This is a genomic window from Marinobacter bryozoorum (assembly GCF_023156245.1).
In the GTDB taxonomy this organism is placed as follows: Bacteria; Pseudomonadota; Gammaproteobacteria; order Pseudomonadales; family Oleiphilaceae; genus Marinobacter; species Marinobacter bryozoorum.
In genome coordinates this window covers 23,572-47,238 of the sequence record NZ_JAKZAH010000008.1, presented here as the reverse complement: position 1 = coordinate 47,238, position 23,667 = coordinate 23,572, and the positions used below count along the sequence as shown (strand labels likewise).

Sequence of the window (23,667 nt, the reverse complement as noted above, 5' to 3'; positions counted from 1 at the left end):
GAGGACAAAAGGCGGTCAGGCTCTGCCGGGCAGGTAAACGCCCCGGAAACCGGGGCTGGGTCACAGGGATGGTGGCGGGAACGGGCTCCGGAGGTCGCCGGCGAAACCTTGCAGGCCAGGCAATCTAGACATGGTGCCTAGGAGTCTGCGCGCTGGATATATCTGACCGGGTCCTGCGCCTTGCCACCCTGCAAGACTTCAAAGTGCACATGGGGCCCCGTCGAGCGCCCGGTCGAGCCCATGCGGGCAACCGCCTGTCCCTTTTGCACCAGCTGACCGACGCTCACTTCGACGGTCTTGGCGTGGGCATACCGTGTCATCAATCCGTCGCCGTGATCAATCTCCACCAGGTTGCCATAGCCGGGACGCTCACCGGCAAAGGTCACAACTCCGGCAGCCACCGCAATAATATCGCTGTCTTCCTTGCCGGCCAGATCAACACCATTGTGCCAGGTACGCTTACCGGTAAAGGGATCGGAGCGGTAACCGAAGCGGGAGGACAACCAGCCCCAGGTGATAGGCCGCCCCGCGACAAAGCGCTCCTCTTCCAGGCGCTCATTGGAAATCAGCGTATCCAGCAGGCGTAGCTGCTTTTCCCGGTCGCGGATTTTCTGGTCCAGCTCATCAATCATGGCTGTCAGCTCCGGGGTGCTGAAAGACTCAGCATTTGCGGCTTCGTCTTCGGGCCCGCCCACCGCAGGGGCTTGATCGAAGTTGAACTCATCACTGGCGACGGCCCCGGTTTCAATGAAGCGCTGACCAAGGGCATCCAGCCGAAGCAGGCGCCCTTGCATTTCGCCCAGCCGCAGGGTCAGGGCATCCACCTGCTCGCTGGCATCTCGCTCCAGTAGTGCCAGCTGCTGTTGCTGCTCTTCAATGGTGTCCTGCCACTGGGCCAGCAGGTAGGGCGGCACCACAGGGCGGTCCCCAACCTGGTTCATGGCCGCGCGATATCCCGCCCAGGCAGAGAGCGCCACCAACAGCAGGGCAACCAATCCAGCCACCACCAAAACACGGGGACTTAGCCTGAAGACCCTCCGGCGGCTGTGTTTTCGACCGATAACAATGGTATTCATAATGTCTGACCAATTTGACTGTAACCGACACCCCTGTCCTGACAATGGGCGTCCTGTGGTTAACAAAAAAACAAAGATCTGCGCGATTACAAACCAGCCCGGACCGTTAAAAGGAGGCAGCCTACTTCCTTTTTTCCCACAGGCTGTTACGCTTTGTTAAAGTCGTACCCGCCCTGGTACGGCTACGGTTCACGTGAGGCTGCCTGAAGCGGCGGCCGGTGAGTGTATAAAATGCCGACCCGTTTCGTCGAGTTACACACCCATTGCATTCAATACAACTATGAAAGCCCGCCCCTCACTGTCCCTGTCCGCCGAAGATCGCGATCATCCCAGGCACCTTCGCGACCTCATGGCCAGGGCTGCCCTGCACCACAAGGCCGAGCAACACATACTCGCAGCGGTCCCGGATCGCCTGGTGTCCGGTGTGCGCTTCGTGAGCTACCACGATGGTGAACTGGTTCTGCAATGCGATAACGCCACCCAGGCCAGTCAGCTTCGATACCAGCAACGGGAGATCATGGCGAAGCTAAGGGAAGAGGAGGCGTTCGAGTTTGCCTGGAAACTGAAGGTCAAGGTCCAACCCCGGCGCTACTCCCTGAAAAAACCGACCGAACCCATGACGCTCAGTAAAGAAAATGCCCGGCTCCTCCAGGAAGAGGCCGGGCACACGAAGGATAAAGCTTTACGCGAGGTTCTCGAAAAACTCGCCAGTCACGCCAGCGACCGGTCGGACTGAGGATTCCTGTCTCAGGCCGGCGCCGCCAGCACAGGCTTCATGTAGGAGATCGGGGCAGTGGCTTCGTCATCAAAGGTCACCACTTCCCAGGCATCTTCCTCAGCCCGCAGCTTGCGTAACAGCTTGTTGTTCAGGTCATGACCGGATTTCACACCACGGAACTCACCAATCAGGCTGTTCCCCAGCAGGTACAGATCACCGATGGCATCCAACACCTTGTGCTTGACGAACTCGTCATCATAGCGCAGACCATCCTCGTTGAGGATCTTGTAGTCATCCACCACAATGGCGTTGTCAACACTGCCACCCAGGGCCAGGTTCATGGCGCGCAGCTTTTCGATATCACGCATGAAACCGAAAGTACGCGCCCGGCTGACCTCCTTCACAAAGGAAGTGCTGGAGAAATCCACCGTGGCGGTCTGGGCGCGGCCCTTGAACACCGGGTGGTCGAAGTCGATGCCGAAGCTCACCTTGAAACCTTCGAAAGGCAGGAAGGTCGCCTTCTTGTCGCCTTCTTCCAGCGTCACTTCACGTTTGATCCGGATGAAGCGCTTGGCCGCGTCCTGCTCCGCGATGCCGGCTGACTGTAGCAGGAACACAAAGGGACCGGCGCTGCCATCCATGATGGGCACTTCAGCCGCGCTGAGCTCGACGTAGCAATTATCGATGCCCAGGCCAGCCATGGCCGACAGCAGGTGCTCGATCGTAGCAACACGGACGCCATCCTTGACCAGCGTCGTCGACAGCATGGTTTCGCCCACGTTTTCCGCACAGGCCCGGATCTCGACCGCCGGGTCGAGGTCGGTACGACGGAAAACAATCCCCGTTTCCACGGGTGCAGGCTTCAGGGTGAGATACACCTTTTCACCGGAATGAAGGCCCACGCCAGTGGCTCGAATGGTGTTTTTAAGCGTCCGTTGTCTGATCATCGGTACATATATCCGTCACAAAAGAACGATATCATCGTGCAAAAAACTGCGCGGATGATACCAAATAACGAAAGTGAATACCATTTAACCAATGGCCTCGTGACAAAATCGTCACATCTTTCGCTGGTCGCGTGTGTCAGGTTACAGGGCGGGCCGTAGCCCGCACCCTGTCAACTGCATTTGCGACAGATTATCAGTCAGCCTGACGACGCAGGAATGCGGGAATATCGAGATAGTCCACGTCCTGCTCATCTGAGTCATGGCTCTGATCGACTGCCACATTGCCCTGGGATACAGCGCGACGGCGCAATACCGCCGGGCGGTCTAGCTGGTTGTAATCGGTCGTGCCGTCCAGGGTACGGGTATTGTCCACTACCTTGGTGGGCTTCTCCCGCTCGCCCCCCAGGCCGGTAGCCACAACGGTCACCTTCAGCTCATCGGTCATTTCCGGGTCGATCACAGTACCCACAACCACCGTGGCAGAGTCGGAGGCAAACTCGCGAACGATGTCACCCACTTCGGAGAACTCGCCCAGGTTCAGGTCCATGCCAGCAGTAATGTTGACCAGGATACCCTTCGCGCCCTGCAGGTTGATATCTTCCAGCAGCGGGCTGCGAACAGCCGCCTCGGCCGCCTCGCGGGCACGGTTTTCGCCGGTGGCGCGGGCAGTACCCATCATCGCCATACCCATCTCCGACATCACGGTCTTCACGTCGGCAAAGTCGACGTTGATCATGCCGTTGCGGGTGATCAGGTCAGCAATACCCTGAACCGCACCGAGCAGTACATCATTCGCAGAGCCGAAAGCCTCCAACAGGCTGGTCTTCTTGCCAAGGACCGCCAGCAGTTTCTCGTTCGGAATGGTGATCAGCGAGTCAACGCTTTCTTCCAGGTCCTTGAGGCCGGACTCGGCCACGCTCATGCGCTTGCCACCCTCGAACTGGAACGGCTTGGTGACTACCGCCACCGTAAGGATGCCCATTTCACGGGCCACCTCGGCGACAATCGGCGCAGCACCGGTTCCGGTACCACCACCCATGCCGGCGGTAATAAAGACCATGTCGGCACCCTTGATGGCATCGGCGATACGGTCGCGGTCTTCCATCGCGGCCTGGCGACCAATCTCCGGGTTTGCACCGGCACCAAGACCCTTGGTGATGTTGCCACCGAGCTGGATCACCTGCCTGGCATCCAGGTCGTGCAGGGCCTGCGCATCCGTATTGGCGCAGATAAACTCAACGCCTTCCACATCGCTGTTAAGCATGTGCCGCACGGCATTACCGCCGCCACCGCCAACACCGATTACCTTGATCACAGCGTTTTGCTGGACATTATCGACTAGTTCAAACATTCCCCTTCTCCTTCGTGCTGTTTTCAGCCAGTTCCCGGCCGATTATTTTCTCGAGATACCTTCGTATGATGCGTCGTTATTCAGAAATGCCCGGTAAACCAGGCTTTCATACGCTCCAGCAAGGAGGGCGCATCTTCCCCCTTGAGAACGGGTCCCTGACCCAGATCCATCTGGCGGAAACCATGGATCAGCAACCCCACGCCAGTGGCGTAGATCGGGTTGTTGACCACCTCCGTCATCCCGGACACCGCCTGCGGTGATGCAAGCCGTACCGGCATGTGGAAGATCTCCTCGGCCAGCTCCACCACCCCTTCCATGGTGGAAGAGCCGCCGGTGACGACGATGCCTGCCGGAACCATGTCCTCGAACCCGCTGCGGCGCAGTTCTGACTGCACCAGGGTAAAAAGCTCCTCGTACCGGGGCTCCACCACCTCCGCCAGGGCCTGGCGGGAGAGGTTCCGGGGTGCGCGGTCGCCCACACTGGGCACCTTGATGGTTTCTTCTGCCCCGGCCAGCTGGGTCAGGGCGCAGGCATACTTGGTCTTGATGTCTTCGGCATTCTGCGTCGGTGTACGCAGGGCCATGGCAATGTCATTGGTGACCTGGTCGCCGGCAATGGGGATCACCGAGGTGTGACGGATAGCACCGCCGGTAAAGACAGCGATATCGGTTGTCCCACCGCCCATGTCCACCAGGCAGACACCCAGCTCCTTTTCGTCTTCCGTCAGGACGGAATGGGCCGAGGCGAGCTGCTCGAGGATGATGTCATCCGCTTCCAGGCCACAGCGACGGATACATTTCTCGATATTCTGGGCCGCGTTGACCGCACAGGTGACCAGGTGCACCTTGGCTTCCAGGCGCACACCAGACATGCCCAGGGGCTCCTTGATGCCTTCCTGGTTATCGATCACGAACTCCTGGGGCAGGATGTGCAGAATCTTCTGGTCCGCCGGAATAGCTACTGCCTGCGCCGCATCGATTACCCGGTCAATGTCCGCCTGGGTCACTTCCCGGTCACGGATGGCCACGATGCCGTGGGAGTTCAGGCTCTTGATGTGACTGCCTGCGATACCCGCATAGACCGAATGGATACGGCAGCCGGCCATCAGCTCGGCTTCCTCCACCGCCCGCTGGATGGCCTGCACAGTGGTCTCAATATTGACCACCACACCACGCTTGAGCCCACGGGACGCATGGGAGCCGATGCCGACCACTTCGATGGTTCCGTCCAGTTTGCGCTTGCCGACAATGGCCACCACCTTGGAGGTGCCAATATCCAGTCCGACAATCATGTTTTCCGTATCAACCGATGACATGCAGTTCACCAATAGCCATTCTATGAATTGTTGTCGGAAGCCCCGGCCAGGGGCTTCCACCGCACCGCCACGCCGTTGGTATAGCGGGCATCAATCCGTTCGACCTGGTCTGCGCGGTTCGCCAGCTGTTCGCCATAAACCGTCAGAAACCGTTCAAATCGTTGCTCAACCTGGTCACGGCCCAGCGCTACCTCGATACCGTTGGCGAGCTTCAGGGTCCAGGCGCCGCGCTCTTCAAGCCCGATACCGGCAAACCCGATACCCCGGGCGTCCAGCCTGTCGGCCATAAGGCGTCCCATATCGATCACTTCCCGAACGCGCCCCTCCGGGCCCTTCAACCTGGGCAGCAAACCAGCCACTTCCCGGTTGGGCGGCGAGAATACCTCGCCGGTACGGCTGATCAGCTGGGTGTCATTCCAGTACGCCAGCGGCCTGTGTTCACGGACCTCCAACACCAGTCCGTCCGGCCAGGCCCGCCGGACCGCAGCACTCTCGATCCAGGGGCGCTGCTCCAGGGATCGCTTGATATCCGCAAGGTCGGTTGTAAAAAAGCTTTCCCCCAGCCAACGGGCCGCGTGGCGTTCCAGCGCGTTCTGGCTCTCGCCCTTGAGAGAACCCTGCACCTCCACATGCATAAACTGCCGGTCCATGGCCGCCAGCAACTGCCCGGTGCCCCAGGGCAGCAAGGCCGCCACGAACAGCACCACGGCACCGATACCGATTTTCCCCCAGGGTATGCTGGCCAGCACCTGCACCAGCACATCCAGCAGATTCTGCTCAGGCGCGGACGAAGTCGCCCCGCGCCGCCTTGGCGGCTCGGACGGCACGAACCGGCCTTTCAGCAGCATCTGCTCAAGCATCAGCCCCCTCCCCGGTCGGCAACGTATCCTGCAGGATCCTGACTACCAGCTCTGACATGCCAATACCAGCAGCCTGGGCGGCCATTGGCACGAGGCTGTGGTCAGTCATTCCCGGAACCGTATTCACTTCCAGCAACCAGAACCGGCCCTCCTGGTCCTCCATGATGTCCACCCGTCCCCAGGTACGCCCTCCGACCACCCGGAAAGCTTCCACGGCGAGGTTCTGGAGCAGTGCTTCCTGCCACTCATCAAGGCCACAAGGCACCTGGTAGTGGGTATCATTGGCCAGGTACTTGGCGTCATAGTCATAAAAATCATGGTCCGTGCTCAGGCCGATCACCGGCAAGGCCTGGCCCTGCAGGAGACTCACTGTGTACTCCGGCCCTTCGACCCATTCTTCCACCAGCACCAGGGGGTCGTGGCTGGCCGCATCCCGGTAGGCAGCGACCAGCTCATCCCGGGTACGCACCTTGCGAACCCCGATACTGGAACCTTCCCGGGCTGGCTTGACACTGAGGGGAAACTTCAAATCAGCAACAATGGCCCCGACCTCGTCTTCACTGTTCATGGCGCGAAATGCCGGCGTTGGCAGCCCGCAGCCAGCAAACACAAATTTGGTGCGCAACTTGTCCATGGCCAGGGCGGAGGCCAGCATTTCGCTACCGGTGTAGGGAATACCCGCCTGGGACAGGATCGCCTGCAGCGTACCGTCTTCACCGCCACGCCCGTGGAGGGCAATGAACACCCGGTCGAAATCCGGGTTCTTGATGGTGTCCAGCAGGCAGCCGGTAATGTCCCGGGCAAAGGCATCCACACCCGCTTCCTGCAGCGCGAGGGTTACCGCCTGTCCGCTTTTGAGGGAAACTTCACGCTCGGCGGAATCCCCCCCCATGAAGACGGCCACGCGGCCCAGTGCCGCCCGGGTCTGCGGGTCTACCTGAAAAGTCCTGTTTCTGGCCTCAGCCACGTCCAATAACTCCATTCGCTGCAAGTTTTGCGGCCACGCCGCCGATATCGCCGGCACCCTGGGTCAGCAGAAGGTCCCCCTCCTGCAGTATGTTGGCCAGCAGGTTTTCAAGGTTGCCGGCGTCTTCCACGAACACCGGGTCGACCTGGCCACGCTGACGAATACTGCGGCACAGGGCCCTGCCGTCGGCACCGGGGACCGGTGCTTCGCCGGCGGGATAGACGTCCATCATCAGCAGGGTGTCCACCTCGGACAGCACCCGCACAAAGTCTTCGTACAAATCCCGGGTACGGGAGTACCGGTGGGGCTGGTACAACATGACGATCCGCCGCCCAGGCCAGGCGTCCCTCGCTGCACGGATAACCGCTTCCACCTCGGTGGGGTGATGGCCATAGTCATCCACCAGGGTCACGGCGCCCTTGCCCACCGGGTAGTCCCCATAAACCTGGAAGCGGCGGCCGACACCGGCGAACCCGGCCAGTCCACGACAAATGGCGGCATCTGCCACGCCTTCGTCGGTTGCCACGGCAATGGCTGCCAGGGCATTGAGAACGTTGTGGCGACCGGGCATCCGCAGCTCCACCGGCAGATCGCTTCGACCGCCCGGGCGCTTGACGACAAAGCGGGTACTCAGGCCATCGGACTGGATAGCCGTGGCGCGATAATCCGCATCTTCCCGCTCGATTCCGTAGGTGATGATGGCCCGGGAAATACGCGGCAGGATCTCTGCCACATAGGGATCATCCAGGCACATGACCGCGACACCGTAGAACGGCAGGTTGTGGAGGAATTCCACAAAGGTCTTCTTCAGCTGCGCCACATCGCCACCATAGGTGTCCATGTGGTCAGCTTCGATATTGGTCACCACGGAAATTACCGGGGTGAGGTGCAGGAACGAGGCATCACTCTCGTCCGCCTCTGCCACCAGGTAACGGGATCCGCCGAGCTGGGCGTTGGTACCCGCACTGTTAAGCTTGCCACCGATCACAAAGGTGGGATCCAGGCCAGCCTCGCCAAGCACCGACGCAATCAGACTGGTTGTGGTCGTCTTGCCGTGGGTACCGGCAACCGCGATGCCATGGCGGTAACGCATGATCTCCGCCAGCATTTCCGCTCGCGGCACGATGGGAACGCGACGGGACCTGGCCGCAGCGACTTCCGGGTTGTCCGCATTCACCGCCGACGAAACGACCACCACGTCAGCCACGTCGCTGTTGCTCTCCCGGTGGCCAACATGAATGGTCACCCCGAGCCCCTTGAGACGCTCGGTGACCGGACTTTCTTTCAGGTCAGAACCGGACACCTCATAGCCCTGGTTCTTGAGGACCTCCGCAATGCCACACATGCCGGCACCGCCGATACCCACAAAGTGGATATGGCGGATACGGCGCATTTCGGGCACCTGGTATACCAGCGGCGGATTGGTGAGCTCAGACATCGGCAGCCTCCAGACAGTAATTCACAACTCGCTCCGTTGCATCGGGGCGCGCCAGCGTACGGGCTGCACGGGCCATGTCAACCAGGCGTTGCGGCTTTGTCAGCAGGTCCGCCAGGGTATCCGCCAACAGGGTTTCAGTGAGTTTGTGCTGCGGCATCAGCAATGCGGCACCCGCCTTGACCATGTAGTCAGCATTTCGGGTCTGGTGGTCGTCTACCGCATGGGGGAAAGGCACCAGCAGTGCGCCCACACCCGCAGCACAGAGTTCAGAAATGGTCAGCGCACCAGCGCGGCAAATCACCAGGTCTGCCCAGCCGTAGGCCTCGGCCATATCCTTGATAAAGGGTTCGACCGAAGCATTCAAACCCGCTTCCCCGTATGCCGCCAGGGCGGTTTCGTGGTTCCTTTCGCCACACTGATGGCGAATCTCCGGCCGCAGGGCTTCCGGCAACAGCGCAATCGCGGCCGGCACTTTCTCGTTGATGGCGGTAGCCCCCAGGCTGCCCCCCAGAACCAGCAGTCGGCGTGGTGCCTCGCGATCACCCATGCGCTGGTCCGGTTCCGGTAACTCTGCCACATCGGCTCGTACCGGATTCCCCGTGCAACGGGTAATGGCAGCAGGTCCGAAGCTGCCGGGAAATGCCTCCATCACGGTTTCAGCAAAGCGGGCAAGGATGCGGTTGGTCATCCCGGCGATGGCGTTCTGTTCATGGACCAGCAGGGGCCGCCGGGTCAGCCAGGCCGCCATGCCACCGGGCCCTGTGACAAAGCCGCCCATTCCAATCACACAGTCCGGCTTTACCCGCATAACCACGCGTAAGGCCTGCCACAGTGCCCTGGCAAGCCGGAACGGAGCCAGCACCAATGCCAGCGGACCCTTGCCCCGAAGCCCGGACACACTGATGGTCGACAACGGGATATCGGTTTCGCCGATCAGTCGCTCCTCCATACCACCGGCAGAGCCCAGCCAGTGCACCTCATGGCCCTTGTCCTGCAGCTTCCGGGCTGTAGCCAGGGCCGGGAATACATGGCCACCGGTTCCGCCGGCCATGACCAGGAATCGCTTCGTCATGATGCCCCCCTTACCCGGCGGGCGGGGTTCTGATCTGCGCCAGCGGCTGCCAGCTGCTGTTGCCGCTCCATTTCAATGCGGACCAGGATGCCGATGCTGACGCAGACCACCAGGAGGCTTGAACCGCCGTAGCTCATCAGCGGCAGGGTCAGCCCCTTGGTGGGCAGCAGGCCGGTATTAACGGCCATATTGATCATGGCCTGCAGGCCGAGCAGGAGCGTCAGCCCGTAGGCGAAGCAGGCCGCAAAGCCCATGCCCTGACGCTCGGACTTGCGGGCAATCACGAACCCGGACAGCACCAGGATGGCGAACAGGGCCAGGACCATCATTGAACCCAACAGACCAAACTCTTCCGCGGTAATCGCGAAGATGAAATCAGTGTGCGCCTCGGGCAGATAGAACAGTTTCTGGATCGAGTTACCCAGCCCGACCCCGGACCACTCACCACGGCCGAAAGCAATCAACGACTGCGTGAGCTGGTAGCCTGTGTTGTACTGGTCCTGCCAGGGATCGAGATAACTCACCACCCGCTTCAGTCGGTAGGGCTGGGTAACAATCAGGACGGCACCAAGCACCACGCACACGGCGATCAGGGGCACGAAACGTGTCAGCCGTACGCCACTGAGAAAAATCATGCCCAGCGCCGCCGTCATCAGCACCACGGTGGCACCAAAGTCCGGCTGGGTCACCAGCAGCGCAGAGGCCACACCCAGTACCAGAACCGGCTTGCCAAACCCCCACCAGGTATTGACCAGTTCCTCCCGGCGACGAACCACGTAACCGGCCAGGTAGGCGATCAGGCACAGCTTGGCAACTTCCGATACCTGAACGTTAAACAGACCCAGGGGAATCCACCGGGTGGAACCGTTCACCGTCTTGCCAAGCGGTGTCAATACCAGCACCAGCGAGGCCATGCCCAGGGCAAGCAGCAGCCAGCCACTGCGGTACCACCAGGAAACGGGCACATTGGCAGCGGCAATCGCCAGCGCACACCCCAGGCCGGCAAAGATCAGCTGTCGAATGGCGTAGTGGTAGCTGTTGCCCAGGTTGGCCGCCGCCATGTCCATGGACGCTGAGGCGATCATGACAATACCGATCATCAGCAACGCGGCCGCACTTACCACCAGCCAGGGCAGCGGCTGGGACAGAAGTCCTTGGGGCAGACGAGGCTGGGCGACGCTGGATACCTGCATCACAAGCCCTCCACTGCCTGGCGGAACTGGTTGCCCCGGTCTTCATAGCCGGAGAACATGTCGAAACTGGCGCACGCCGGGGACAACAGCACCCGGTCTCCACTGCACGCCAGTTTTGCTGCCAGTCCGACGGCTTGCGCCATCGAGTCAGCCTTTTCCACGGGCACCGAACCGTCCAGGGCCCCTGCGATAAGATCGGCATCCCGGCCGATAAGCACCACCGCCCGACAATGTTCGGCAACGGGCCTGGCCAGTGGCTCAAAGTCGGCGCCCTTACCGTCACCCCCCGCGATGAGAACGATGCGCTCACAGCCCGGAGCGAGGCTGTCCAGTGCGGCGACGGTCGCCCCTACGTTGGTGCCCTTGGAGTCGTTGATGAACTCCACGCCGTCAATCGTTTCCACCGGCTCGCAGCGATGTGGCAGGCCACGAAACTCACAGGCGGCGCCGAGCATGACATCCAGGGGCCAGCCCGCTGCGTGCCCGATTGCCAGTGCGGCCATAACATTGCTCACATTGTGCAGGCCCGCCAGCTTCAGGTTCTTTGTATTCAGGAGGTTATCCAGCCCCCATGTAATCCAGAGGCCCTCGTCGTCCTCACGGGTACTGAACGTTTCCGGGTTGATCCGGTTAAACCCGTAACAGATGAAGTTCAGGGTATCCCGGGCCATCGGCGTACTCAGGGCGTCATCCAGGTTGACCACGGCATTGCGCGCACCCCGGAAGATCCGTTGCTTGGCCTGGTAGTAGGCCATTTTCGACGGATAACGATCCATATGGTCGTCCGAAACGTTCAGCACGGTGGCCACATCCGCATTCAGTTCCCGGGTGGTTTCCAACTGGAAACTGGACAGCTCGAGGATGTAGACCTCCGGCTGCGCCTCCAGCAAGTCAAGGACCGGTGTGCCAATATTGCCGCCGACAGCCGCGTTAATGCCGCAGGCCTGCGCCAGCTCGCCCACCAGCGTGGTGACGGTGGTCTTGCCGTTGGAGCCGGTAATTCCGATGATCGGGGCATCGGCGGCCTCTGCGAACAGGTCGATGTCGCCCCGGATAACGGCGCCGAGCTCAGCCGCTGCGGCAATGGCCGGCTCACTGACGGCAATGCCCGGACTGACCACCAGCTCGTTAAAGCTGCAGAACCACTCCGGCTCGAAACCACCGGTACGCACGTCCACCTCCGGCCATTGCTGCTGCAGCTCTTCAAGGCCGGGTGGCCGGGCACGGCTGTCCGCCACCGACACCTCGCGCCCGAGGCCGGTCAGATAGCGCACGCAGGAGAGCCCGGTCTTACCCAGGCCTACTACCAGTGTGCGACGATCCGAAGCGATAACAGCCATGCTCTATTCGTTCCTTAACGCAGTTTCAGGCTTGAGAGCCCGATCAATACCAGGATCACGGTGATCACCCAGAAACGGACGATAACCCTCGGCTCCGGCCAGCCTTTAAGCTCAAAATGGTGGTGCAGCGGAGCCATCCGGAAAATCCTCCGCCCGGTGAGACGAAACGAACCCACCTGCAGAATGACCGAGATGGTCTCCATCACGAACACCCCACCCATGATGAACAGCACGATTTCCTGGCGCACGATCACGGCCACCACGCCCAGGGCCGCACCCAGCGCCAGGGCACCCACATCCCCCATGAAGACCTGGGCCGGATAGGTGTTGAACCAGAGGAACCCGAGTCCGGCCCCCACCAGGGCGCCGCAGAAAACAATCAGTTCACCGCTGCCAGGCAAATGCGGGATCAGCAGGTAATTGGCAAATTGCGCATGGCCTGACAGGTAGGCAAATACAGCCAGCGCCCCGGCCACCATCACCGTCGGCATAATGGCGAGGCCATCGAGGCCGTCCGTCAGGTTGACCGCGTTACTGCTGCCAACAATCACGAAGTAAGTCAGCAGGATAAAGAGCACCGGGCCCAGGGTGATCGATACGTTCTTGAAGAACGGCAAATACAGGGACGTCTCCTGAGGCAATGCAGAACTGTAGAACAGCCCTACGGCAGCTATCGCTCCAATCACTGATTGCCAGAAATACTTCCAGCGTGCCGGCAGCCCCTTCGGATTACGCTCAACCACTTTACGGTAATCATCCACCCAGCCGATGGCACCGAACCCGAGGGTGACCAACAAAGTGACCCAGACATAGCGGTTGCCCAGGTCTGCCCACAACAGGGTGCTGACTGCGATCGCCACCAGGATCAGGGCGCCCCCCATAGTCGGCGTCCCGGCCTTGCTCAGGTGGGTTTGCGGACCATCATCCCGCACCGCCTGGCCGATCTGGTACTGACTCAGCTTGCGAATCATCATGGGCCCGATCAGCAGCGAGATCAGCAAGGCCGTAAGGATGCCGAGGATCGCCCGCAGGGTGAGGTACTGAAACACCGTCAGCTCGTTGATATATGGTGCCAGCAGTTCTGTCAGCCAGAGCAGCATGAATGTCCTACCTTTTCTTGTAACAACCTGACTGCCTGGTCCATGGCAGAACTACGGGACCCCTTGACCAGCACGGTCAGGGGGCCAGTGACTTTTTCCAGCAGCCAGTCCACTGCCTGCTCATGGGTATCAAAGCACCGGGCCACGTCGCCAAACCCGGTTGTAAGAGCAGCACAGTCGCTCCCGGCACCGACCACCAGCAACTGCTCCACGCCCAGCTTGCGAGCATGGGTTCCAACCTCCTGGTGCAACTGCGCTGATCCTGGCCCCAGTTCGGCCATGGCTCCGAGCAAGGCAACACGCGTTGCCGGGGCACCTGCCAGAACCTCCAGTGCTGCCTTCATGGAGCTTGGGTTGGCGTTATAGCTGTCATCGATCACGGTGACCCGCTCACTCAGCACTTTGCGCTCGAGGCGACCCGCCGCCGTTTTCACAGCAGCAAGGCCACCGCGCACCGATGCTTCGCTCGCTCCCAGCGCCTCTGCCGCAGCCATGGCCAGCAGGGCATTGGAAATGTTGTGCTCACCCGACAACGCGATCTCGAGCTGACATTCGCGGCCGCCCCTGATCGCTACCGTGATCCGGTAACCCTCACCAAGGGATTCAAAACCGGTACAGCAGTAATCCGACTCGGCACCGCTGGCACTGACAGAAACCACCTGACGGGCACCTGCACGTTGCTTCCAGCGCCGGTACGCGGGGTCATCGGCATTGAGCACCACCGTGCCACTGGCCCCCAGGCCATCGATGATTTCACCCTTGGCCTGAACAATGTTGTCGTAGCTGCCAAAGCCCTCCAGGTGGGCTTCGCCTGCGTTGGTAATGACAGCCACGTCGGGCCTTGCCGCAGCCACGGTATGCGCTATTTCGCCAAGCCCGCTCGCCCCCAGTTCGATCACCGCAAACCGGTGCTCAGGTGCAACCCGGAGCAGGGTCAGGGGGGCGCCAATGTGATTATTCAGGTTGCCCTGGGTCGCGAGCGTTTCGCCTTCGTTGAGCAGGATGGCTGCAAGCATCTCCTTGAGGGTGGTCTTGCCGCTGCTCCCGGTGATGGCCACGACACCTGCCCGGCTTTGCTCCCGGTTGAAACGAGCCAGGTCTGCGAGGGCCTGGACGGTGTCCGGAACCACCAACTGGGGGAGAACACTATCCGGATTTGTGGTATCGACCACCGCGGCGGCCGCCCCTGCTTCCCGTGCAGCTTCAAGGAAGCCATGACCATCGAAGCGATCCCCTCGCAGCGCAACGAAAAGGTCGCCCTGGCGCAGGGTGCGGGTATCGGTGACGACCCGCTCAACCCGGGTGTTTGCAGACGGGGCGGCAGTGCCGAGTACGCCCGCCAGTTCCTGCAACCGGAATGCGCGCATCATGCCACACCCCCGTTCAGGCCCAGGGCCTCCTGCGCGTGGGCCACATCGCTGAATGGCGTGCGCTTGCCGTTACGCTCCTGCCAGGCCTCATGCCCCTTACCGGCAATCAGTACCAGGTCGCCCGGCCGCGCCATGTCCACTGCGGTATGGATGGCATCGCCTCGATCATGGATGACCCTGGCCGCATCTGCATTCGCAAGTCCGGCCAGCATGTCCTTTACGATGCTCTCCGGCGATTCTGTGCGGGGATTGTCATCCGTAATAATGAGGTGATCGGCGCCTTTCTCTGCCTCACGCGCCATTTCTGGCCGCTTGCCCTTGTCCCGGTCACCACCACAACCAAAGACACAGATCAGCTGGCCATCGGTGTGGGGGCGCAGAGCTGACAAGGCATTGGCCAGGGCATCCGTCGTGTGTGCGTAGTCCACGACCACGCGCACACCATCCGGTCCACTGAAGCTCTCCAGTCGACCCGGCGGAGGCGTCAGCCCTGACACGGCCTGCTGAACCTGTTCAACGGATACGCCCAGGTTCAATACAGCAGCCACTGCCGCCAGCAGGTTGCTGGCGTTGAAGCTGCCCATTAATGGGGCGGACAGGGTAAAGGCGCCCCACTGACCGTCCACATCCGCCTCAAACCCGTCAGGGCCGGGCGCAAAACGGGTGAGCCAGAGTTCCGTCTGTGATTCGTGGAGGCTGTAGCGGACGCGATCACACAACCCTTCTGTCTGCTCAAACAGCTGGCGGCCGAAAGGGTCATCAAAGTTGATCACCGAAAAGTGGAGACCTTCCCGTGTAAAGAGGGATGCCTTGGCCTGGCCATAGGCATCCATGGTGCCGTGGTAATCCAGGTGATCCCGTGTCAGGTTGGTGAATACAGCACCGATCATGGCAACGCCATCGATGCGACCCTGATCCAGGGCATGGGAGGAGACTTCCATGGCAACGGCCCGGGCGCCCTTGCGGGCCATCTCAAACAGGGCACGATTAACCGATACTACATCCGGGGTGGTATGGGTCGCTTCACTGAGTTCCCCCGGCATGCCATAACCCAGGGTACCCAGAACACCACAGGGCAGCCCTGCTCCCGCCAGCAACTGGGAGATAAAACTGGTCACAGAGGTTTTGCCATTCGTTCCGGTCACACCGATTACCCGAAGGCGACGGGACGGATGTTCATAGAAACGATCGGCAATCTGGCCCAGGCGTTTACGCAGCGCGGGCACAGGCACCACCAATGCGCTGCGATACTCGTAACAGGGCGCGGAGGTCTCTGAGTCGAGGATGATCACGATGGCCCCGGCATCAATGGCATCATCCACGTAACGATCAGCTGCTGTCTGCGCGCCCGGAAGCGCCAGGAAGGCATCTCCGCCAACGACCCGCCGACTATCGGTTCGCAGGCCGTGAATGGTGACATCAAACACCGATGGAACGTCTACAATGCCCTGCAGCAGGCTGCCAAGAGAGGTCATACACATAGCTTACCCTCGCTCCCCGGTCGGGCCGGGCGTCCGGGTGTCCGCTTCCGCAGCGGTCAGTTCTGGCCTGACATTCAGCAGCCGCAGGGCGTCGCTCATGACCCGGGCAAACACCGGCGCTGCCACTTCACCACCGTAATAATCTCCACCCTGGGGCGCATCCACGGCAACAACCAGAACGATCCTTGGATTATCCATGGGTGCCATGCCGGCAAAGAGGGCCTTGTACTGGCTTTCTTCGTAGCCCTGTGCGCCTACCAGGTGCACTGTGCCGGTCTTCCCCCCGGCACTGTACAGCGCCGGGTTCGCGCGCTTGCCGGTGCCCTGCTCGACAGCGGTCTGTAGCATTTCGCGAACCTGGGCAGAGACGGTTTCCGACATCACGCGCTCACCCGCTGGCGCCTGGTCCCGCCGCATGACAGTGACCGGGTAGCGGATACCACCGTTGGCAACCGCCATATACGCCTGTGCCAGCTGCATGGCATTCACGCTCATGCCATAACCGTACGACAGCGTCGCCTCCTCTACCGGCCGCCACCGGTCGGTCATGGGCAATACGCCCACGGCTTCCCCCGGGAACCCGATGCCGGTAGGCTGGCCAAGCCCCAGCCGGAAATAGAAGTCACGAATCACATCACCGCCTATATCGTTGGCGATCATACTCATGCCAACATTACTTGAGCGGGAAATAATCTCCGTGACCGGAAGTTCGCCATAGTTGCGATGATCCCGGATCGTAAAACGGCCATACCGGCGATAACCCGGCGAGGTATCAATAATGGTGCCAGGCTTGTAGCTGCCTTCTTCCAGGGCAGCGGCCACCGCCAGCGGTTTGATGGTCGATCCCGGCTCAAACAGGTCGGTCAGTGCCTTGTTGCGCAGACGGCCCGGGCTCAGTGAAGACCGGTCATTGGGGTTGAACGATTGCTGGTTCACCATGGCCAGCACTTCACCGGAAGAAACATCCAGCATCACCAGTGTGCCACCCCGCGCCTTGTGGGCCTGGACCACGGCCTTGAGCTCACGGTAGGCGAGGTATTGCAGGCGCAGGTCCAGGCTCAGGGTCAGTTCCTTGCCCGGACGGGCATCGCGGATGAGCGACAGGTCGCGAATCAGCCTGCCACGATTATCCCTAAGAACACGCTTTTTACCGGGCACGCCGCTGAGCCAGTCGTTATAGGACAGCTCAATGCCTTCCTGCCCCCTCTCGTCAATATTGGTGAAACCCACCAGGTGCGCAGCCACCTCACCGGCCGGGTAGTAACGCTTGTACTCAAGGCGGCTGTACAGCCCGGGAATATCCAGGGCTAACACTTCCCGGGCAAGGGAGGGCTGGATCTTCCGGCTAACGTAGATGAATTCGCGGGAGGCATAGTCCCTCAGGCGCTGCCGCAGGCGGGCCTCGGAAATCCCCAGCAGACTGGCTGCAGTCGCGAGGCGCGGATCCTCGGAATCAACCTCACCCGGGTTGGCCCAGAGGGTCTCCACCGGCGTACTGACCGCCAGCGGCTCGCCGTAACGATCGGTAATCATGCCCCGGTGGGCGTCAATCGAATCCACCCGGATAGTCCTGACATCCCCCTGCTTGCGCAGGAACTCCTGGTCCACCACATGCAGGTCAACAAGTCTCCAGCCCAGCGCCGCCACTACCGCCAGGAATACACCCACAACCGTACCAAAGCGCCAGGCCTTGAGGCCGACGGCAAGCTTTTGCAGGGATGAAGGCTTATCCTGTCTGGTGGACATATCGGACTCTTAGTTCCCGACCGACGCAAGCCGGTCTGCATTGGAGTAGGGCACCAGCACGATGTGCTCCCGTCCTGGTACCACCATTTCAAAATCCTCCACGGCCTTGCGCTCGATGCGACCGTGGGCACTCAGGGCACTCTGCTCAAGCAACAACTGACTCCACTGGCGCTGATAGGCATCCCTCTCTGCCTGCAGTACCGAAAGCGAGTTATAGAGCTCCCGGTTCTGGTGCGCACTGATCGCCACCCCGATGGCGGAGCCGATCAACAATGCAGCCAACCCCAGGGTGACCACGATCTTTGGTTCTGCCAGGGTGCGAAAGATGCGAGCTGACAGCCTGAAAGCATCAGAAACCCTCCCGCGCACGTTTTCCCGTGTCAGGACCGATGTTTTCGCTGGCTTTTCAAGTGTGACAGCGCTCATGATGCGTTTTCTCCTTTGGCGTCAGTGCGGCGTTCAAGAACCCGCATAACGGCGCTCCGGGCCCTGACGTTCTGATCGATCTCCGGGTCACTGGCCTTCAGCGCCTTGCCCACCAGCCGGAACGGCGGCTCCACATCCTGCGCCTTTACCGGCAAGCCGCGAGGCAACTGCGGCCCGCGGGACAAATCCCTCATAAACCTTTTGACAATCCGGTCCTCGAGGGAGTGAAAGCTGATAACAACCAGCCGGCCGCCCGGCTCCAGCAAGTCCACGGCCTGCTCAAGGCCGGCTTCCAGGTCCTCAAGCTCGCGATTGATAAAGATGCGCACCGCCTGGAAAGACCGGGTCGCCGGATGCTTGTGTTTTTCCTTTTTCGGGACCGACTGCCGAACCAGTTCGGCGAACTGGCGGGTGGTCTCCAGCGGCTCCTCGGCACGCTGCGCAATCACCGCCCGGGCGATGCGGCGCGAGAAACGTTCCTCGCCATAACGCCAGATGACATCGGCAATCTCTTTCTCTGCTGCAGAGTTCAGCCACTGGGCAGCACTTTGCCCACGGGTCGGATCCATTCTCATGTCCAGCGGTCCATTGCTCATGAAACTGAAACCACGACCGGGATCATCAAGCTGGGGCGAGGAGACCCCGAGATCCAGTAACACACCGGACACAGTCCCCCAGCCCTGAGCAGCAACTGCATCAGACATGTCAGCAAATGAGCCGTGATAAACGACGAAGCGGCCGTCCTCGGCCGCCAGGGTTTCTCCGAACCGGACCGCCTCCGGGTCCTTGTCGATGCCGATCAGCCGGCCTTCCTTCCTGAGATGCCGGAGAATCAGGCGGCTATGCCCACCCCTTCCAAAGGTGCCATCCACATAGCGCCCATCACCACGCACCAGCAACAAGTCCACGGCCTGGTCCAGCAGCACCGAACGGTGCAGTGCCTGGCCTGCCGTGTCACTGGAAAAGTCAGCCGGCATCATAGTGACAGGGCCTCCATTTCCGGCGGCATTTCATCGTCGTCATCATCTTCGTCCAGGAAGGCGAACCAGCGCTCTTCGCTCCACAACTCGAGCTTCTTGCCCTGACCGATCAGCATCAGCTTCTTCTCCAGGCGGGCATAGCTTCGCAGTGTGGGTGGCACAAGTATGCGGCCGGCGGAATCCAGCTCCAGTTGCGTGGCATGCCCGATAATCAGGCGCTGCAGACGACGGGCCTTCTTGTTCATATTGGGAAGCGCAAGCACCTGGGTGCGTACGCTTTCGAAAACCGGCTCCGGATACAGCAACAGGCAGCGCTCCTCATCGGCGTTGGCGGTCAGAACAATGCGTCCGCCGCACTCTTCCTGCAACTCTTCACGCACACGGGCAGGAATCGCCAGGCGACCCTTTGCGTCCATGTTGATTGCGTGACTGCCAAGAAAGTTGCTCATCGCTGAAAGCGCAGACCCTGTTTGTTGTGTTTCTTCTTTGTGGCGGCTCGGTGTCACCAATTTCCACTCGACACCACCCAGAAACCACTAAAAACCACCAATTTCCACTTTTTCCCACTCCTGCACACTATAGGAACACGCCAATCACAATGCAAGCACCAGAAGGGGCGCGAACATTACAAAAGTTTCTTTAATGACAATGAGTTAGATGAAAGAAACGGAGGCCGGAACACAGAAGTCAGCAAGAAATTCCAGCAAATCAAAAGCCTGCAAAATGTTTCGAAGGAAATGTGCGAGGTCTAAGATTTTTTTGCTATAACAAAGACGGTTGTGAAACTGCTCATTTCACAGAATGCTGCCCTGGCAGGCGGACAGGCCGGAAACCAGGGAAAGGAAGGAGGCGAGCTCGCCGATAAGCCGGGTTCTGTCTTGGACAGTCATTCATCTAGGGCCTGCGTCACCACAGGCCTCAAGCAACCTACCCGAATCCAGCGCGGGCCACGCCATTGGATTCCTATTTGGTCTTGCTCCAGGTGGGGTTTACCATCGCCGTGGACTGTTGCCAGCCACGCGGTGCGCTCTTACCGCACCGTTTCACCCTTACCGGCGCCAAAGGCGCTTAGGCGGTATACTTTCTGTTGCACTTTCCGTCGGCTTGCGCCGCCCAGGCGTTACCTGGCACCTTGCCCTGCGGAGCCCGGACTTTCCTCCCCCGGCAATACCGGCGGCGACTGTCTGGCGAGCTCAGGCGAGACAATACCTGCGCACCCCGGCTGGCGCAAGGAAATTCTGGGCCCGCCCGATGACGCACATGCAATGTTCAGCCAGGGGCTTCACTTACTGATCTTTCAGCTCGAGGGCCCGCTGGTATAGCTCGTTGCGGGGAACCCCGGTCAGCTCCGCTGCCACCTTAACCGCTTTCTTCAGGGGCAGCTCCGGCACCAGCAGCGACAGCACCCGGTCAGCATCCACAGCAACCCGCGCCTGACCTGCAGAGGGTGAGCCACCAACCATGACCACGTATTCGCCCTTGCCGGAATGCGCGTCAGCCCGGAGCGCGTCAACCACATCGGTTACAGAACCGGAATACCAGGTTTCGAAGGCCTTGGTGAGCTCCCGGGCCAGCACCACCTCCCTGCCCTCTCCCAAGGTATTGCAAATATCCTCAAGCAGGGCCACCACCCGACGAGGGGACTCATAGAACACCAGCGTCGACTCCTCCCGGGAAAGGGACTCAAGCACCTTGCTCCGGGCCACGGTTTTCACCGGCAAGAAGCCTGCGAACAGGAAGCGGTCAGTGGGCAGGCCGGCGGCACTGAGGGCGGCCACCATGGCACAGGCCCCCGGAACGGGCACAACACGGATGCCTCGCTGCCGGGCTGCTCGCACAAGTACATAGCCCGGATCGGAAATCAGCGGGGTCCCGGCATCAGAGACCAGCGCGACCGACTCACCGCCGGCTATCCGGTCCAGCAAGGCGCCGGAACGCTCCCGCTCGTTGTGATCATGGAGCGGCCACATCGCCTTGTTGAGGCCCAGGTGCTGGAGTAATCGGCCACTGTGGCGCGTATCCTCCGCCGCTACCAGGTCCACCGAGGCCAGCACCTTCTCAGCCCTCCGGGACAAGTCGTCAAGGTTGCCTATCGGCGTGGCCACGATAAAAAGCGTGCCGGTCGCGGGAGCCGGAGTACTGACTGTTTGCAATCGAAAATCCCCGATGTGAACTGTGAAAAGACCGCCAAGCTGGTAAACTTGCTGCCCTGACACCATTTACCAGTGAGACACTATGCCGGCCTGAGGCCGGTACCTCAAGGAGCCCTGCCTGATATGAGTTGTCACCTGCCAACTTTGCGCCGACTTGCCCTGGCATCGGCCCTGGCCGCCGCACTGGCCACTGGCTGCACCCCCATCCAGTTGCAGGACGATGCCCTGCAGACTGCAAGCGATGCGCTGAATGCAGCTCAGGAAATGTCACCCGGTGAAGAGACCCAGCGCTTCCTGCTTCGCTCCGCTGCCCGGTTCCAGGACCAGGGTTCCCATGACGATGCCCGCAACATCCTTCGCTCCGACGCATTCGCAAATCCGACGGACGACCTCGCCAACCAGTACCTGTTGCTGAGCATGGCCAGTGCCGTCACCCTGAAAGACCAACAGTGGGCGCAGGAGCTGGTCAGCAAGCTGGACCCGGCACAATTCAGTGAATATCCCGAGGATGTTCGGCCGCGGGCAGCCAGGCTACAACTGTCTCTCTACGAACTGGCCGGTGCACACCTGGACAATGCGCAGTTGCTGATGGGAATCGATCCGGCGTTACTTGGCACAGACCGCCAGGAACTCAATGACCGTATCTGGCGGGCACTGAAAAAAACCTCCGACGACCAGCTCGAGGAGGCGGCCACCTCCGCCATCGGCTTCGAGAACCAGGGCTGGTACGAGCTGGCGGTAACTCTCCGTCAGCCGGGCCTGACCTTTGACGAACAAGGGCGCGCGGTGCGTAACTGGCAGTTCAACTGGAGCGGGCACCCGGGCACAGAGGCCCTGCCCGGCGAGCTGACCATCCTGACCCAGGTACTGGAACAGCGCCCGGACCGGATCACGCTGGCCCTGCCCTTGTCTGGCCCCCTGTCTGCAGCCGGGAATATTGTCCGGGAAGGCTTTCTCGCCGCTTATTATGCTGACTCGGAGCAAAACCGCGAAGATACCTCGAGAATCCCCGCGCGCAATGACGAGGCCCGGCCTACACCGAACAATGGTGACGGCGAAGCCCGGACCGAAAATCCCGGCGAACGGAATACCGACGCCCCCCACGAGATCACCCTGACGATCGTCGACACCCATGGCCGGTCCATCGATGAGCTGATCCCTGAGCTGATGGCGGGCAAGCCAGACCTCATTGTCGGGCCCCTGGCCAAGGAAGATGTCGCCATTCTGGCAAGCAAGGACTCACTCCCGGTTCCGTTCCTGGCCCTTAACTATGCGCCTGAACAAGGTAGCCCACAGCCAGCGCGGCTTTTCCAGTTTGGCCTGTCTGTCGAGGACGAGGCACGGCAGATCGCTGAAAAGATCCAGCAGGAGGGCCTGAACAGCGCACTGGTACTGATTCCACGGGGCGACTGGGGCGACCGTATCGCACGGGCCCTCAAGCAGCGCATGGACGAGCTCGGTGGCGTCATCCTGAACATGGACCGCTACTACGAGGAAGACAACCTGCGCAATGTGACTGCGGAGCTGCTGGGCATCAATATCAGCCGCGAAAGGGCCATAGAGCTGGAGCGTACCATCGGCATCAATGTTGAGTTCGAAGCCCGCCGGCGGCAGGACGTCGACGCCATTATCATGGTCGCCGAGCCCATCGTGGCCCGCCAGTTCAAGCCACTGTTCGCGTATTACTACGCGGGTGACGTGCCCGTGTTTTCCCCCTCCATTATCTACAGCGGGCGCCCGAATCCGACCAGGGATCGTGACGTAAACGGCGTGTTCGTTACTGACCTGCCCTGGATCCTGGACCGGGAACCGGAGTTCCGCCAGAAAGCCTATGAGCAGTTCGACAACCTCGATGGCCCCCTGGGACGACTGTTTGCCATGGGCGCGGATGCCTGGGCCCTGAGCACCCGGCTACCCCTTATGCAACAGGTATCGGATACCCGCCTTGACGGACATACTGGCGAGCTCTGGCTGGATCGCAACAACCGGGTCCACCGCTCCCAGATGTGGGGCGTCTTCCGGGAAGGCGTCCCTGTCATCGCCGCCGAGGATGGGCAGGCACCGGAAGAAATTGTTGAGCCAATGGAAAACGACAACGTTATCGACTGACATGACAGCCACGGACGGCAATGG

At 60.9% G+C, this 23,667-nt stretch carries 20 protein-coding genes and 1 other RNA gene; 2 read left to right on the top strand and 19 right to left on the bottom strand.

The window, feature by feature from the left end; translation table 11 throughout:
- Window positions 1–137 precede the first annotated feature (137 nt).
- On the bottom strand, window positions 138–1,076 hold the full coding sequence (locus MLC59_RS06825) for a M23 family metallopeptidase (RefSeq protein WP_248232489.1): 939 nt from the start codon (window positions 1,074–1,076) through the stop codon (window positions 138–140).
- A 280-nt stretch (window positions 1,077–1,356) separates the two neighbouring features.
- Here MLC59_RS06825 and MLC59_RS06820 point away from each other — a divergent pair, with 280 nt between their 5' ends.
- A complete protein-coding gene (locus MLC59_RS06820) occupies window positions 1,357–1,812 on the top strand; it encodes a DciA family protein (protein WP_248232488.1) in 456 nt (151 codons plus the stop codon).
- 11 nt (window positions 1,813–1,823) lie between these two features.
- On the opposite strand, the gene lpxC is transcribed toward MLC59_RS06820, so the two are convergent.
- The 18 genes from lpxC to rsmI all read right to left on the bottom strand — a co-directional run bounded on the left by lpxC (window position 1,824) and on the right by rsmI (window position 21,534).
- Window positions 1,824–2,741 (bottom strand): UDP-3-O-acyl-N-acetylglucosamine deacetylase, encoded by a 918-nt coding sequence (gene lpxC, locus MLC59_RS06815; RefSeq protein ID WP_248232487.1) that lies wholly within the window; start codon window positions 2,739–2,741, stop codon window positions 1,824–1,826.
- A gap of 193 nt (window positions 2,742–2,934) precedes the next feature.
- Window positions 2,935–4,092, bottom strand: a complete 1,158-nt coding sequence (gene ftsZ / locus MLC59_RS06810; protein WP_248232485.1) for a cell division protein FtsZ — start codon at window positions 4,090–4,092, stop codon at window positions 2,935–2,937.
- 80 nt (window positions 4,093–4,172) lie between these two features.
- Window positions 4,173–5,408, bottom strand: a complete 1,236-nt coding sequence (gene ftsA / locus MLC59_RS06805) for a cell division protein FtsA (RefSeq protein ID WP_248232484.1) — start codon at window positions 5,406–5,408, stop codon at window positions 4,173–4,175.
- A 20-nt stretch (window positions 5,409–5,428) separates the two neighbouring features.
- Entirely contained in the window at window positions 5,429–6,268 is an 840-nt protein-coding gene (locus MLC59_RS06800) for a cell division protein FtsQ/DivIB (protein ID WP_248232480.1), read from the bottom strand.
- Complete coding sequence (locus tag MLC59_RS06795) at window positions 6,261–7,235, bottom strand: D-alanine--D-alanine ligase (RefSeq protein ID WP_345799756.1); 975 nt, start codon at window positions 7,233–7,235, stop codon at window positions 6,261–6,263. Before MLC59_RS06795 ends, MLC59_RS06800 begins: the two co-directional genes overlap by 8 nt.
- Window positions 7,228–8,673 (bottom strand): UDP-N-acetylmuramate--L-alanine ligase, encoded by a 1,446-nt coding sequence (gene murC, locus MLC59_RS06790; RefSeq protein ID WP_248232474.1) that lies wholly within the window; start codon window positions 8,671–8,673, stop codon window positions 7,228–7,230. The genes MLC59_RS06795 and murC overlap by 8 nt, the downstream gene beginning before the upstream one ends.
- Window positions 8,666–9,745: an undecaprenyldiphospho-muramoylpentapeptide beta-N-acetylglucosaminyltransferase gene (gene murG, locus MLC59_RS06785; RefSeq protein ID WP_248232473.1), complete on the bottom strand. Its 1,080-nt coding sequence runs from the start codon at window positions 9,743–9,745 to the stop codon at window positions 8,666–8,668. The genes murC and murG overlap by 8 nt, the downstream gene beginning before the upstream one ends.
- Window positions 9,742–10,938: a putative lipid II flippase FtsW gene (gene ftsW / locus MLC59_RS06780; RefSeq protein ID WP_345799755.1), complete on the bottom strand. Its 1,197-nt coding sequence runs from the start codon at window positions 10,936–10,938 to the stop codon at window positions 9,742–9,744. The genes murG and ftsW overlap by 4 nt, the downstream gene beginning before the upstream one ends.
- Entirely contained in the window at window positions 10,938–12,278 is a 1,341-nt protein-coding gene (murD, locus tag MLC59_RS06775; RefSeq protein ID WP_248232471.1) for a UDP-N-acetylmuramoyl-L-alanine--D-glutamate ligase, read from the bottom strand. Before murD ends, ftsW begins: the two co-directional genes overlap by 1 nt.
- Before the next feature lie 14 nt (window positions 12,279–12,292).
- The gene (mraY, locus tag MLC59_RS06770; protein WP_248232467.1) at window positions 12,293–13,378 is read right to left on the bottom strand and encodes a phospho-N-acetylmuramoyl-pentapeptide-transferase; all 1,086 of its coding nucleotides are present in this window, start codon (window positions 13,376–13,378) and stop codon (window positions 12,293–12,295) included.
- Window positions 13,363–14,748 (bottom strand): UDP-N-acetylmuramoyl-tripeptide--D-alanyl-D-alanine ligase, encoded by a 1,386-nt coding sequence (locus MLC59_RS06765; RefSeq protein WP_248232461.1) that lies wholly within the window; start codon window positions 14,746–14,748, stop codon window positions 13,363–13,365. The genes mraY and MLC59_RS06765 overlap by 16 nt, the downstream gene beginning before the upstream one ends.
- Window positions 14,745–16,229 carry a UDP-N-acetylmuramoyl-L-alanyl-D-glutamate--2,6-diaminopimelate ligase gene (locus MLC59_RS06760; RefSeq protein WP_248232459.1) on the bottom strand — a complete coding sequence of 495 codons (1,485 nt, stop codon included), beginning with the start codon at window positions 16,227–16,229 and terminating at the stop codon, window positions 14,745–14,747. The genes MLC59_RS06765 and MLC59_RS06760 overlap by 4 nt, the downstream gene beginning before the upstream one ends.
- A gap of 3 nt (window positions 16,230–16,232) precedes the next feature.
- Window positions 16,233–17,975, bottom strand: a complete 1,743-nt coding sequence (locus MLC59_RS06755) for a peptidoglycan D,D-transpeptidase FtsI family protein (protein ID WP_248232456.1) — start codon at window positions 17,973–17,975, stop codon at window positions 16,233–16,235.
- 9 nt (window positions 17,976–17,984) lie between these two features.
- Window positions 17,985–18,401 (bottom strand): cell division protein FtsL, encoded by a 417-nt coding sequence (gene ftsL, locus MLC59_RS06750; protein ID WP_248232450.1) that lies wholly within the window; start codon window positions 18,399–18,401, stop codon window positions 17,985–17,987.
- Window positions 18,398–19,378, bottom strand: a complete 981-nt coding sequence (gene rsmH / locus MLC59_RS06745) for a 16S rRNA (cytosine(1402)-N(4))-methyltransferase RsmH (protein WP_248232657.1) — start codon at window positions 19,376–19,378, stop codon at window positions 18,398–18,400. Before rsmH ends, ftsL begins: the two co-directional genes overlap by 4 nt.
- Window positions 19,378–19,830: a division/cell wall cluster transcriptional repressor MraZ gene (gene mraZ / locus MLC59_RS06740; protein WP_248232443.1), complete on the bottom strand. Its 453-nt coding sequence runs from the start codon at window positions 19,828–19,830 to the stop codon at window positions 19,378–19,380. The genes rsmH and mraZ overlap by 1 nt, the downstream gene beginning before the upstream one ends.
- 397 nt (window positions 19,831–20,227) lie before the next feature.
- An RNA gene (rnpB, locus tag MLC59_RS06735) (RNase P RNA component class A) lies at window positions 20,228–20,577 on the bottom strand.
- Between the two features lie 90 nt (window positions 20,578–20,667).
- A complete protein-coding gene (rsmI, locus tag MLC59_RS06730; RefSeq protein ID WP_248232437.1) occupies window positions 20,668–21,534 on the bottom strand; it encodes a 16S rRNA (cytidine(1402)-2'-O)-methyltransferase in 867 nt (288 codons plus the stop codon).
- 123 nt (window positions 21,535–21,657) lie between these two features.
- Between rsmI and MLC59_RS06725 the strand changes: the two genes are divergently transcribed.
- On the top strand, window positions 21,658–23,643 hold the full coding sequence (locus MLC59_RS06725; protein ID WP_248232435.1) for a penicillin-binding protein activator: 1,986 nt from the start codon (window positions 21,658–21,660) through the stop codon (window positions 23,641–23,643).
- Window positions 23,644–23,667 lie beyond the last annotated feature (24 nt).